Source organism: Nostoc sp. ATCC 53789 (assembly GCF_009873495.1).
Lineage (GTDB): Bacteria > Cyanobacteriota > Cyanobacteriia > Cyanobacteriales > Nostocaceae > Nostoc > Nostoc muscorum_A.
Genome location: NZ_CP046703.1, coordinates 1,134,053 through 1,146,572 on the forward strand (window position 1 = coordinate 1,134,053; position 12,520 = coordinate 1,146,572).

Consider the following 12,520-nt stretch of genomic DNA (forward strand, 5'->3'; position numbering starts at 1 on the left):
CATTTTTTCACTTATTTAGATAGCTATGAATTATCCAAATATCATTAGTTAATCATCCTGGCAACAGAATCAAACTTCTGAGTTACTTTGGTTAATATCTTCAGAAAATGTGGGAGAAATTGCCAAATTTTTGTAACCAATAATTGCTCTTATATAGGGTAAAAACCAATAAAATATCCATAACGGCCCAGAGTGTCTGATACAAAATATAGTCCAGGGTTTTAATGGAAATCCTTTAATTTGCAACGCCTTTTGTAAGCGCTGTAATATACTTAAATTAGTATCTACCCAACTGTTACGGATAGAGTTTTTAGTACAAGTACCAATATATCCAGGAGATACCCATATTTGACAACCCAATTTACGCGCTCTGAGGGCATAATCTAAATCTCCTAAACTGTGAATAAAAGCTGTATCAATATTGCCAACTTTTACAGCAACAGTTTTAGGGATTAGTACACAGTTACCATACATAGCATCGCATTTTTGAATAACCGAACTTGGTTCTAAAAATTCAAATTTGTTAGAATACCACTTTTTAGATTTTACTGCTCCTCCATAGGTTGCTTTTCCTGTCATTGGGTCTTTAGTTGAACCAACTACAATGGAGTCTGGATAACCTTGTGCAGTCAAATCTTGATGAATCTGTAATAATTTGCTGACAGCATTGGGTTCTAGAAATGTGTCATCATTCAACCATAGATAATAATCATATTGATTCTTTATCGCCTCATCAAAGGCAAGATGCATTCCTCCCACCCAAAATAAATTACCATTACCCTGAAGAATATGTACGTCTGGATATTCTGCTTTAATAGCTTGTGCAGTCCCGTCAGAGCTACCATCATCAGTTAGGTAAACATCACAATGATGTTTTTGCTCATATAAAGTATGTAGACAGGCAAGAGTTGTATTTCGCCTGTTATGACAGGTCATAACTACAGCTATATTTGCTTTTTTCATCTTATTTACCTCACGTAATTTATATGGAAATGAGCAATACAAATAATAAAGCTATACGTAATTATTTCCATTACGTTTAAAGTTTCGCCATTTTTTCTATCCAGCTACTCAAATTAATATCTAAATTAAAGTTTCGTAATTTTTGTTCCATTCTTCTAACTACCAACATATATCTGTGCAAAACTGATACACGAGGCATTTTTAGTCTGACAACCTCTTGACACAACCATAGATATTTTTCAGAATTGATGTTAAGCTTTCTCAATTTTTTGATTTGTGTATTCCAATCGTTATAGAAGAATAGGTTGAAATAATGAATCGATATAATATCATTCCAATGTTTAATTTGTAATTCTGTTGATAAACGGTTATGTAAAGGTAATGGATAACTATAATTAGCAGGAAGATGTTCGACGTTTTCTTCCAAGGCACATAAAGTTACAGACAAAACAGACTGCTCAACAAAATAAATACCTTGGGGAGGAGTAATATCAAGGCGCATGACTTTTTCAAAGTTCTCTTTCCAAGCTGTAAATATACCCGCACTCCTTCTCACAACGACCAAACCAGAATTCCAGTAAGCTCTAATCCTTTTTTTCCCAATTGGTGTTTCAACAAATACCTCACGTTTTACCCCCAGCACTTCATATAATTTTTGCCAGTACCATTCTTGAGAGTCTCGAAAACCTGTAGAACCAATTCCTTGACCATACTCAGGACGTAAACGAACGTTGCAATTAACAGGTAATAAAAATTCTGTTGGTGCAGAAAAAAAGCATTTATCACTGTCTAGAAAAACTAATATTTCTGCATCAATATTTTGTTCTGCATAGGCACACGCCAGGGGCTTATTTGCTAAATAATATTCATGGAATTCTTGATTGATAGGGACTTGTTGATGATTTACCTGCAACGCTTCAAATGCTTTTTGGGTTTGCTTTGATATTGGTTCACCTACTCTAGGATGAAAACTATATATAGGTGTATCTTTCAATTCTCCACAGAACTTACGAATACTTTCTGCAAGCATTAACGACTGAGCTTCTAAGCGCCCAGGTTCTGTACAAATTATAAAAGCTATAGGTATTGACATATTATGAAGTATTTATTTATTTACTAAAATTAGTTACTAAATGGAGATTTTTTGGCTACCATCAATATTTCCTCAAATAAAGCTAAATAACGACGTGCTTGAAGTTCTAGGGTGAATTCTTGTTCTGCTTTCTTGCGAGCATAGAATGACAGTTTTTCTAACCTCTGCTCATTTTCAAGTATCCAGGCAATTCCTTTGGCAAAATCATCAACTTCATAAGGGTTCGCTAAATAGCCATTATGCTGATGATCGACAATATCTTTTAAGCCAGTAGAATTAAATGCAACAACTGGAGTACCACAAGCAAGTGATTCAGAAGCTGTCTGTCCAAAAGATTCTTGCAGAGATGGCACAAGCATCACATCAGCTGCCGAGTAAACAGTTGCTAAAGATAGATCATCATATAAATGCCCTAAATAGTATGTTTTAAAGCCTAAATCGGGTGGATTTTCCGGTTGAGATGCCCCAAAAATAACCACTTCAAAGTTGTCCTTCCATCCAGCCTTACTCAATTCTTGTAGAGCTGGCTGCAACAAATGAAACCCTTTATTTCGATCGCTTGTTGCTTCTATAGCTCCAAAGAGAATCAGCTTCTTATCTTGAGGTAACTTCAGTGTTTCTCGGGCAAAATGTTGATTAATAGGTCGATATTTTTGAGTATCCAATCCGTGAGGAATCACCTCGATTCGCAAATTCTGGAACAAAGAACTGGAACGAGCGCACTCTGCTAACCAAGAACTTGGGGAAACCAGAGTTAAATTAATATTTTTCCAAGCTTTTACTTTGCGCCGCCATACCCAACGGGATAAATCCCACTCATTACTAGAGTTGAGTTGAGGGCAAGCTCCACAGGATACTTTGTAGCGATCGCATTCTCCAATAACGTGACACCCTCCAGTAAACCCCCACATATCATGGAGAGTCCAAACTAGAGGACGCTTTAGCTTAGAGAACGTTTCTATTTGCATAAAAGCTCCGCTAATCCAATGCAAATTGATTATATCTGGATTAATCTGAGCAACTTTAGGAATAACTCTATCTGGCAACCATTGAATAAAAAATGGAGTATTTTTCTTTTGAGTATAAAGCTTTAATGGTAGGCTTTCAAATGTCAATTTAGCTTTGGCGATACCTTGAAACAGTCTAATTTTAGGGGCAATTACTGTTTTATCATTACTAGATTTTTCCTGAACTAGCATTTGTGACTGTAGTCCTATATCTTGCAAACCTGTGTGCAAACGATAGGCAGCCCTTGCAGCACCTCCACCAATATCGTGAGTACTAAGATGTAAAACTTTCATTTTTTTTAACTTCGTAATTACTAACTAAAATATTTTTATGATTTCGTTCATATTCAAGAGTCAAAGATAGCGATGTAGTTACATACATTAACCAATTCCAACTGGGAGTTAATAATCTTGCTTCTGAAAAATTTACTATTACAATGATAATTAGCATCTGCATTGGCCAATAATCTTCCGGCTTTTTAGCAACAGAAATAATTCGAGTTAATGCCATTACAAAGAACCGGAAAAAGCCTGCTGCAAAAGTCAAAAAACCTAAAAATCCTAATTCTAACAATAGTTCTAAAAAACCATTGTGAGCATTACTTGCCCAATCATAAGTAGCTCTTAGATTAGATGCAGAAGTACTAGTCCAAAATCCAGAAAATCCATAACCTAGCCAGGGTCTTTCCCAAATCTTGGACATCACTAGCTCCCAGAGATCAGAACGTCCATTAAAGGTAAGGTCTTTGCCAGAAGTACCAACTACGGTATCGGCATTATTGATAAGTAACATTAAACCGATAATGAGTAACATTAAAGTCGAAGTAATTAGAATAACTTGTAATTTATAATTAGTTTTTTGAAATGATTTATAGACAGGTAAAAGTAATATCATTGTTAATATAATCGTCAAAGATGTTGTGGAACGTGAGAGGATAATTAGACATATAGATATCCCACATATTCCCCACATCAACCAACTATATCGATGGCTACTAAGAGCAAGGTGCAAAAAAACTCCTGTACTCCAAGCCATCATATATCCTAATTCATTTTTATGACCATAAATTCCGCTCCACATACCTACTAATTCAGGTGATTGATGAATATAACCTGGTATGAATGCAGAAAATATCATAGATAATAATGCAGATACACCAAGCGCCCAAGCGATTAGTCTCATTTGTTCGCGGAGAGAATAACGCATTGCCAAATAGATTGCCAGAAAATATAGTCGGATTAAACCTCTCATATAAGTAAGACTAGAACTTAAGTCTCCTGACCACAAAAGAGAAAATATAACTATTGTTATCAAAAGAAACTGTAATGGACTTTTAGTAGTTACATAAAGAAAACCTTTCCAGTATAAAAGTAGGAAATAAAACAGAATTAAATATGAAACTATATTGAATATAGTATCTAGCTTATCGCCTCCAAGGGTAGATATAGAAATTTCTTGTGCAGGGTGTATGGTCAATGCCCCTACAGTAATGAGTAATAGTAAGACAGTTAGTATTTTTTCTGTTAATTTTACCTTAATTTCTGACATTTCATCTGTCTATTAATTTACTAGATGGGTTACTATTTTTTGACTGTTGAATAATTTAATTTTTTCTTCAATTCTTCTTTGAAAATATCCAATGCAGTTGCTTTATAGACTGTTTTCTGCGTAAAAATATCTGCCTCTATATTCCTCACAATAAACGGTGGATGCTTTAAAGGAAACTCTATTGCTTCCATTGACATATTAATGAAAGAAAATTCTTGCTTGGAATTGAAATGAGTTGCGTCTGCACCAACACCAACATTAGAAATTAAATTGACATTGGGAATAATGCTTAAGCTACCCTGCATCCAGCAAGCAAAAGTCCATTGATAATCCCAAGTTATACCTGTAGGATTGTTATAAATAGACTGAAATATTCGTCGCCAATAATTTACTGCTTTTGTATCTATAAGAATGTCGTGTAAAAGGTTTTCTGCTTGCACCTCTTTCCAGAGTTTCATAGTCAAATCATAATGTTGCCAAGCACGTCTCCAACTTGCCCAACCCCAGCAGTGGTTATAACGAGAAAAATAGTAACTGTAATTTGTACGTTTTCGTCCAAATTGAACATTTTGGGCAGATATGGTGCCAATTCTAGTATCATACCTATATTTTTCCAGTAGTTCTTCACTAAATCTGAAAAAAGTCGGGTGAGGGATACAATCATCTTCTAAAATAATTGTTTCTTCAACATTATTAAATACCCAATCTAAACCACTAGATACTCGTTTCGCACAACCTAAGTTGATATCAGCATAATTCTTAATAACTTCACATTCCCAATCAACTCTCTCAATAATTGCCCTAGTTTCTTCACACTTTTCTGCCTCACCTTCGCGGTTGCTGCGGGGGCCATCTGCAATGACAAAAAGCTTTTTTGGCTTGGCTTGGCGAATAGCTTCAAAAACTTTCTCTGTTTTTTGTGAGCGATTAAAAATAATAAAAGTTATTGGTGTTTGCATATTGAATTAATTTTGCTAATGTCAATTTATAGATAAAGGCTAAAGATAGATAATAATCAAAATTTATAAAAAGGAAGTAGCGATCGCATCTGAATTTTGAATATTTTTTGTGTTCTTTTATCAAACCCATTGCATATAAAAGCAGCAGAAGCTTGAGATATTATTGTTGCGATCGCAGCACCAAATCCTGCATATTTAGGAATTAACAATAAATTAAGAATAATATTCAATATTGCCCCAAATAAAGTTTTACCTAAAGAAACATGATTCAAACTTTCAGCAATAAACCACGGTGATGTTGCAAGACCCATAAATACAAATAAAGATGTCCAAATATGAACTGCTAATATTGGCCCTGCTTGTGCATACCCACTTCCAAACATCACCATAATTATCTTGTCAGATAGAAATGTCATTGGCAGAGCAATTGCAAAAGATATATATGTGAGGAGACGGAGTAATTGTCCTATTCGCTGATAATAAAGACTTTCTGATTTTTCCTTAGCTGCGTAAATTGAGGGACCAACCGAAGAGACAATAGCCGCCGGAATAAAATACCAAATTTCAGAAACACGAACCGCAGCAGAATAAATTCCAACCTCCTTATCTCCGATCATTTGACCTAACATTACCTGATCGATTCTCATAAAAATCATGATGGCGAACCCTGAAAAAATTAGAGGTAAACTCTCTTTTAAAAGAGTTTTAGCAGCAGTAAAGTTCCAACGCCATAACAACACCGAGGTACCTCTGGCTTGGTAAACAATCAGCAAGCCAATTGCACTCATTGCAAATTCTGCTAATGTTACCCAGGCAAAAGCTAACAATGGTGCTTTTGTTAAAATTAGTGCTATTTTGATGAGAGTATTTAGCAGAAAAGCTATATTTTTAGCGATTACACTGTATTTTGACTGCACCTGTGATTGAAACCACAGTTCAATAGTATCAGCCGCCCTAAAAATCCCTACCATTCCTAAAATTGCAACTAGCCATATCTTCAGTGTTTCATGCTCACCTAAGAAGAACATACTGCCAACCGCCAATAAAACAGAGGTAATTCCACCGAGCAACTTTAGCCAAAAAGTGGTTCCTAAAATTTCTTCTTTGTTTGATGATTGACGGACAATATGGCGAACTACTACATCGTCTAGTCCAAGAGTAAAAATCGGACTAAATAAGCTAACAAAGGCTAAAACATAGTTAAATAGACCATACTGCTGTACCCCTAAATAGCGTGCTACCCATACTCCTACTACCAAGCTTGCACCCATACGTAGAATGCGGTCAGCAAACAACCAACCTGTATTAGCAATAATTGCACGTAAGCCAGAACGAGATTTTAATTGTGAGAAGCTTTTAAGTCTTAATTTACTTAGCATTACTTTTTTTAACCATGTGACACTCTTTATAACAATATGCAAATTTTTACTAGCTTGCTAAATTCATCAAAATAGATTGAATTAAATTAGTATTTTACATAATCATTGATTGGCTACTATTTTTTAATTTCCCAGCCATCAAGATTTTTAAAAAGTAGTTAAATAACAAAATCATGCCCTTAATTTTCCAATAGATATTAGACTCAAATAAAAATATTATTTTCAAATATGAAATAAAATCTGTAAGTTTCGGACATGGTATTGTTTTTAGCTCATCAAGAGAGGTAAAAGCCAATAATAATGGTAGGCTAAAATGATTTGTTTGAATGATGTAATTAAATAAAGAATTGCGTTTCCAAAATCTTTTATATTCATAGTTTTTGTCTATATCTAAAAATTTTTTATTATGATACTGATTATTCTGATGTATTCTATACATCACTAAAGGATTAGACATATAAAACTTTTTAGCCCCTACCAAAGAGGCTCCCCATACCAGGCAGTCATCAGCTCTTACACGCCAATCTTCTGTCTTTGGAATAGGTAAAAATTTTCTAATTATTTCTCGGCGTATTGACAATGTTGAAGTTATGGAGCCAATCCATTCACCATTGCATAAAGTTCGGATTACTGAATAACCCAAATCTAAATCAACTGCATCAGCTTGAAATGTTCCTTCTTCTGCTCCAAATTTTTTATATGCACAAAATAGGAAGTCACATTCACTACGTCTCTTATAAAAATTTAGGGCAGTTTCTAAATATTGAGGTTCATAAATATCATCGGCATCTAAAAAAAATATAATTTCTCCAGTTGCAGCTAAAAAACCTTCGTTAAAGGATGATAATTGTCCTTGATTTTTTTCTTTGAAGATACATTTAACATTCTCTATTTGAGTAAATCTAGCAAGGAGTTCCGCAGAATTATCTGTTGATGCGTCATCAACAACAATAATCTCATCAAATTTAATCGTTTGATTTAAAGCACTATCAATTGCATCTGAAACAAATTCAGCATAATTGTAGTTATTAATTAAACAAGATGTTTTGATTTTGTTTTTATCCATATAGAAATGTCTCCCAAATGAAAAAAAATAAATTAATATACTTGCAGTGATATTTATACGATTAACGCTCTTTGCTAAATTTGGTTAAACTGCTAGATACTAAATCTTCTTTAATTTGTCGTTTTTTGCTTTCAGGCAAATAATTATTAGACTCATTTTTAATATTCACACCATTAATAACTATCCCTAACACCTTCTGACCTGACTGATTTAAAAATTCTTTAGCTGCATTGGCACTGTTCAAGTCAACTACTCCAGGGCGAACGACTAATAGGATACCGTCAGTGAGGGTGCTTAAAACAGCAGCATCCGCTATTCCTGACAAAGGTGGAGTATCGAAAATAACTAAGTCGTAATCTCTACTAAAGTTACTTATCAATGTTGCCATCCGTTGAGAATCTAGCAGCGCTACTGGATTGGGAGGCAAAACTCCAGAAGTAAGAACTTCTAGATTAGGCATCACTTCTTGAACAACTGCATCTAAAGAAACTTGACCAACAATGACATTACTTAGTCCAACTGTATTGTTTAGACCCCAGACATGATGCTGTATGGGATTACGCATATCTGCATCCACTAGTAAAACTCGACGACCCGCTTGAGCCATTGTCACAGCTAAGTTTGCAGATACGTCAGACTTTCCTTCTTTACCCACAGAACTGGTGATTACAACGCTTTTGAGCGGTTTATCAGAACAGAGGAACTTCAAGTTTACTTGGAGTATTTGGTAGGCGTTACCAAGAGGGAAATAAGGAATATCTCTGCCAATAATTTTGGGAATAGGTCTATCAATTCCTGCTATGGAAGAATGAGTTTTAGGATTTTTGCTCTGTGTAGGAATTACTCCTAAAACAGTGTATTTCAAGACTTCTTTAGCCTCTTTAACTGTCTTGACTGAGCGGTCTATCAAGTCTAAACTAAAGGCGACAATGATACCCAAGAAAAGACCAACTGCTCCTCCACCAACAATAAACAGGATTTTGCGAGGCCCTTCTGCTTTATCGGGGACTAAAGCTAGAGAAATGACACGAGCATTAGGAATCTTTTGGTTTTGTGCAATATCAATTTCTTGGCGTTTCTTTAAGAGGGTTTCGTAAGTCGTTTGAGCTGCTTGCAGTTTTCGTTCTAGCTCTCGTTGAGTCTGTTCTAGTCTTGGCAAATTATTTGCTCGTTTGATGTAAGCATCTTGCTGTCGCAAGAGGGTGGCAATTTGTCTTTCTAGACCAACGCGTTCTGCTTGAGCGCGAGTAATATCTGCAATTAAGCTTTGGCGCAGTTGCCCAAGCTGTAAACTTCCCTCTGTTATCTGGGCTGTCCCAGCAACTTGTCCTGTCCGCTCTTTCAACAAGTTCTTAAGAGCTACGACTTTTTCTTCTAAGCTAGTAATTGTAGGGTGTTCAGGTGAAAAACGAGTCCGCTCTATTGCTAGTTGACTTTCCGTTTCTTGGAGTTGGATAAGCACTTTTTGAACCCCAGGTGCTTGACTCAAGTCAGATGCGATTACACCTTGCCGTGAATCTAACTGAGCTTCACTGCCTAACTGTTGTAAACGACCTTTGACATCATCTAGTTGAGCTTGAGCTTGAGAAATTTGATTTCCTAGCTTGGAAATTGTGTCGACTGCTGCGGTTGCTTCTTGTTGCAGGACAACAACTTTATTTTGTTCTTTAAATACTCGCAGTTTTGATTCAGCTCTCCTGACGACTTCTTCAGCTTTGGGTACTTCTGTTACAAGAACTCCTTTGGCTGTCCGTGCTTCATCCTGATTAGCCTGGATATTTAAATCGATATAACTTTTGATAACTTCATTGACGATTTTGGCAGCCAGTTCAGGATCGTTGTTTTTATAAGAAATTTGTACAACATCAGTGCCTTTAATTCCTTCTATTTTTAGTTGGGTCGCTAAGTCGCGAATCGACAGCATTTTGCCTTTATTATCTTTGAGGCTGAGGGTATTAATTGTTCTGTCAATAACTGGATTTGAGCCAATAACTCTCACCTGGGTTTCCAGGGGATTGTCGTTTATATTCAAAGCTTCCAAGCGTCCTATGTCGTCCGGTAAACCTGTGAGTGAGGAAGATCGATTTGTTTTAATCATCAAACTTCCTTCTGCCTTGTATGAGGGTTTTAGTGAAAAGGCATACAAGCATCCAAAGGTAACAGCTATGCTAAAAATTCCGACTAGAGGTAGCCAACGCCGTTGAATAACTTCTAAGTATCTCTGAATATTTACTTCTTCAAACTGTGGTAAAGATTCCATCGTCATAATAAAAAAGTTTTAAAATAATGACTATTTGTATTTGTAGTAGATTTTTCTCGGTATTTTAGCGCACTAGTACTATAGATTACTTCGTTTTGCTAATGTTTGCTGTATCATATTGATGATTTTGTTAATGTTCAATTGTTTTAAAACCAAAGTATTGTCCGATATACTGTCTTACGGAATATACTCTGACTAAACGACGCACAACCTGTTCGCTGCATATATATTAGAGAGCTTAATAAGTAGCGATTTTAACTTACAGGTATTTATAGTATCCTGAGAAAAACAACAGGATAATTCCTAATTTTCTTCGTAATTTATTTAGCTAGTGTTCTTTTTTTTGGTTAACTCACTTTTGTGTTGATACCGATGTAATTATTGATTAGTAATCTAACATTCAATATCATATTATGTAAGAACACTTAATTAAAGAACTTTACAAAAAATTTATATAATATACCAGTATATTCCCTGCACATTCGCTAATTTTAAAAAGATGAGAAGAATTAATACCTTAAGGGTAAGGAATATACAATTTTCCCAGCCTACAAGCAATGTAAGGACTTCAGAGGTAGGCTTTTCGTAGTGAAAAGAGACAATTGGAAAGATTGTATGGATATTTACGTAAGCTTTTAAAAAGCTTTCAGCAACAATTAATTCTTACTCTGAATAACAGTAATTTTGGCAATTATCCAGGACTGGCAATACTAAGATTATGTGAGTTGAGTATTGAAGTTGTAATAACTCGTACTTATGTTCAATTTGCCCAGACTGATGAAGCTTTGTTGATGTGGCTTGAGGTGTGAAAATTACAGCACAGTTCCCATCCTTGGGTTTATATCCCAATATTTTAGATTTAACTGTAAACTTGCAATCACCTTGGTTATATTCTGCTATGGATGCAAAATACGCCTTCTAAGATTTATCTAACAGTTTGGATTTTGTCTTATCAGTGTAACTGTATGGTAACACGCTATAGAGAGAAACGGCTAGTAATACGGGTAACGAAATATTAATTAGTACAGTTACAACGGAAAATAGATAACACGGTAGTGTCAAATTCAGATGTGTTAGAGGGAGGATGGATTGCTTAACCACCCTCTTCTGGATAAAAATCTATGTACACTTAGACTCCACTATATTTTTAATGAAGTTTAGCCATACTCCATAGTACCTGTGTTAATCTGAAGTACTCAAACTAGACTGCTATTTTTGGGTGTTTGTGTCTAGCGAATTCTAATTATTAGACTGAACATTAAGAGATTGAATTATGAAATCCTCTTTTATCACCTTAGTGGTTGTAATTAGCGCACTCTTTCTACCTCAGAGTGTCTATGCTAACCAAGAGAATGTTCCAATTGTAACAGTTGATGCTGAAGCTCCAGAGGAGCCGTTTCACGATCGCAATCAGGCTGGAGTTTTATTGACGGAACCAGCAACGATTACCACTACATGGAGTAATTTTACGGGACAGACCAATAATCCCAAACAAACTGCTGAATCAGTTTCGCTAGTGCAGGAACGAGGATGTCAAAAGATGAGTCCGCTTGAGTTCATCAATAATCCAGACGCTTTCTTTAAGGAATGTCAGAAGCCAATAAATACCCAAAGTTCTCAAACTACTGAACCAATTGAGTATTTTAAGGTTCCTAAACTAGATTCTGGAATTAGTGTGACAGTTACTAAATTTTGATGTAGGAATTTTTTTAGCCAGAGATAGCTAGTTTTTGGTAGTGTAATTTATCTAGATAATTTATGCTAAAACATGGATAATGTATTTATGTTGGCTGCTTTAGCTCAAAGCAGAAAAGCTTTGCCGGAATGTTTGCCAAACCCACCAGTAGGTTGTGTAATCGTAGATGCCCAAGAGATAGTAGCTCAAGGGTACACGCAAGTACCAGGAAAACACCATGCTGAGGCTGACGCACTTAAACAGATTCAAGGCAAAGCTTTCAAGTTTTTAAAAATGTATGTAACTCTTGAACCTTGTTCTTTTCATGGACGCACACCTGCATGTGCTTTAGCGATCGCAGAAGATTGTCGTATACATGAAATATATGTATCTATAGTTGATCCAGATCCCCGCAATAATGGTCAAGGATTAGACATTCTCAGGAAGGCAGGTAAGGCAGTCTATGTCGGGCTATGCGCTAATGAAGTCAATACTTTTCTTAACCAATATCTACTAAGTGATGTTTGAATAGTTCGGTTCAAATTGCAATTTAGTATTATTTTGCTGAA

The 12,520-nt window shown here is 35.5% G+C and carries 11 protein-coding genes; 3 read left to right on the plus strand and 8 right to left on the minus strand.

Annotated features, from left to right (window positions below; translation table 11 throughout):
• Positions 1-69 precede the first annotated feature (69 nt).
• From GJB62_RS04555 to GJB62_RS04590, 8 genes are all read right to left on the minus strand, one after another.
• Entirely contained in the window at positions 70-963 is an 894-nt protein-coding gene (locus GJB62_RS04555; protein ID WP_114081091.1) for a glycosyltransferase family 2 protein, read from the minus strand.
• Positions 964-1,039: 76 nt separating this feature from the next.
• A complete protein-coding gene (locus GJB62_RS04560) occupies positions 1,040-2,056 on the minus strand; it encodes a hypothetical protein (RefSeq protein WP_114081090.1) in 1,017 nt (338 codons plus the stop codon).
• 29 nt (positions 2,057-2,085) lie between these two features.
• Positions 2,086-3,357 carry a glycosyltransferase family 4 protein gene (locus GJB62_RS04565; RefSeq protein ID WP_114081089.1) on the minus strand — a complete coding sequence of 424 codons (1,272 nt, stop codon included), beginning with the start codon at positions 3,355-3,357 and terminating at the stop codon, positions 2,086-2,088.
• Positions 3,338-4,612 carry an O-antigen ligase gene (locus GJB62_RS04570; RefSeq protein ID WP_114081088.1) on the minus strand — a complete coding sequence of 425 codons (1,275 nt, stop codon included), beginning with the start codon at positions 4,610-4,612 and terminating at the stop codon, positions 3,338-3,340. The genes GJB62_RS04565 and GJB62_RS04570 overlap by 20 nt, the downstream gene beginning before the upstream one ends.
• A 32-nt stretch (positions 4,613-4,644) precedes the next feature.
• Positions 4,645-5,571 carry a glycosyltransferase family 2 protein gene (locus tag GJB62_RS04575; RefSeq protein ID WP_114081087.1) on the minus strand — a complete coding sequence of 309 codons (927 nt, stop codon included), beginning with the start codon at positions 5,569-5,571 and terminating at the stop codon, positions 4,645-4,647.
• A 56-nt stretch (positions 5,572-5,627) separates the two neighbouring features.
• Entirely contained in the window at positions 5,628-6,950 is a 1,323-nt protein-coding gene (locus GJB62_RS04580; RefSeq protein ID WP_114081086.1) for a flippase, read from the minus strand.
• Positions 6,951-7,044: 94 nt separating this feature from the next.
• Complete coding sequence (locus tag GJB62_RS04585; RefSeq protein ID WP_114081085.1) at positions 7,045-8,016, minus strand: glycosyltransferase family A protein; 972 nt, start codon at positions 8,014-8,016, stop codon at positions 7,045-7,047.
• Between the two features lie 61 nt (positions 8,017-8,077).
• Entirely contained in the window at positions 8,078-10,282 is a 2,205-nt protein-coding gene (locus tag GJB62_RS04590; protein WP_114081084.1) for a polysaccharide biosynthesis tyrosine autokinase, read from the minus strand.
• A 596-nt stretch (positions 10,283-10,878) separates the two neighbouring features.
• Here GJB62_RS04590 and GJB62_RS04595 point away from each other — a divergent pair.
• The 3 genes from GJB62_RS04595 to GJB62_RS04605 all read left to right on the plus strand — a co-directional run bounded on the left by GJB62_RS04595 (position 10,879) and on the right by GJB62_RS04605 (position 12,479).
• Entirely contained in the window at positions 10,879-11,085 is a 207-nt protein-coding gene (locus GJB62_RS04595) for a hypothetical protein (protein WP_147262465.1), read from the plus strand.
• A gap of 464 nt (positions 11,086-11,549) precedes the next feature.
• Complete coding sequence (locus GJB62_RS04600; protein ID WP_114081082.1) at positions 11,550-11,972, plus strand: hypothetical protein; 423 nt, start codon at positions 11,550-11,552, stop codon at positions 11,970-11,972.
• An 87-nt stretch (positions 11,973-12,059) separates the two neighbouring features.
• Positions 12,060-12,479: a deaminase gene (locus tag GJB62_RS04605; RefSeq protein ID WP_245246097.1), complete on the plus strand. Its 420-nt coding sequence runs from the start codon at positions 12,060-12,062 to the stop codon at positions 12,477-12,479.
• Positions 12,480-12,520 lie beyond the last annotated feature (41 nt).

Bases quoted from the DNA above. Each gene is read 5' to 3' on its own strand.
- GJB62_RS04555 (WP_114081091.1), bottom strand. From the start codon at position 963: ATGAAAAAAGCAAATATAGCTGTAGTTATGACCTGTCATAACAGGCGA.
- GJB62_RS04560 (WP_114081090.1), bottom strand. From the start codon at position 2,056: ATGTCAATACCTATAGCTTTTATAATTTGTACAGAACCTGGGCGCTTA.
- GJB62_RS04565 (WP_114081089.1), bottom strand. From the start codon at position 3,357: ATGAAAGTTTTACATCTTAGTACTCACGATATTGGTGGAGGTGCTGCA.
- GJB62_RS04570 (WP_114081088.1), bottom strand. From the start codon at position 4,612: ATGTCAGAAATTAAGGTAAAATTAACAGAAAAAATACTAACTGTCTTA.
- GJB62_RS04575 (WP_114081087.1), bottom strand. From the start codon at position 5,571: ATGCAAACACCAATAACTTTTATTATTTTTAATCGCTCACAAAAAACA.
- GJB62_RS04580 (WP_114081086.1), bottom strand. From the start codon at position 6,950: ATGCTAAGTAAATTAAGACTTAAAAGCTTCTCACAATTAAAATCTCGT.
- GJB62_RS04585 (WP_114081085.1), bottom strand. From the start codon at position 8,016: ATGGATAAAAACAAAATCAAAACATCTTGTTTAATTAATAACTACAAT.
- GJB62_RS04590 (WP_114081084.1), bottom strand. From the start codon at position 10,282: ATGACGATGGAATCTTTACCACAGTTTGAAGAAGTAAATATTCAGAGA.
- GJB62_RS04600 (WP_114081082.1), top strand. From the start codon at position 11,550: ATGAAATCCTCTTTTATCACCTTAGTGGTTGTAATTAGCGCACTCTTT.
- GJB62_RS04605 (WP_245246097.1), top strand. From the start codon at position 12,060: ATGTTGGCTGCTTTAGCTCAAAGCAGAAAAGCTTTGCCGGAATGTTTG.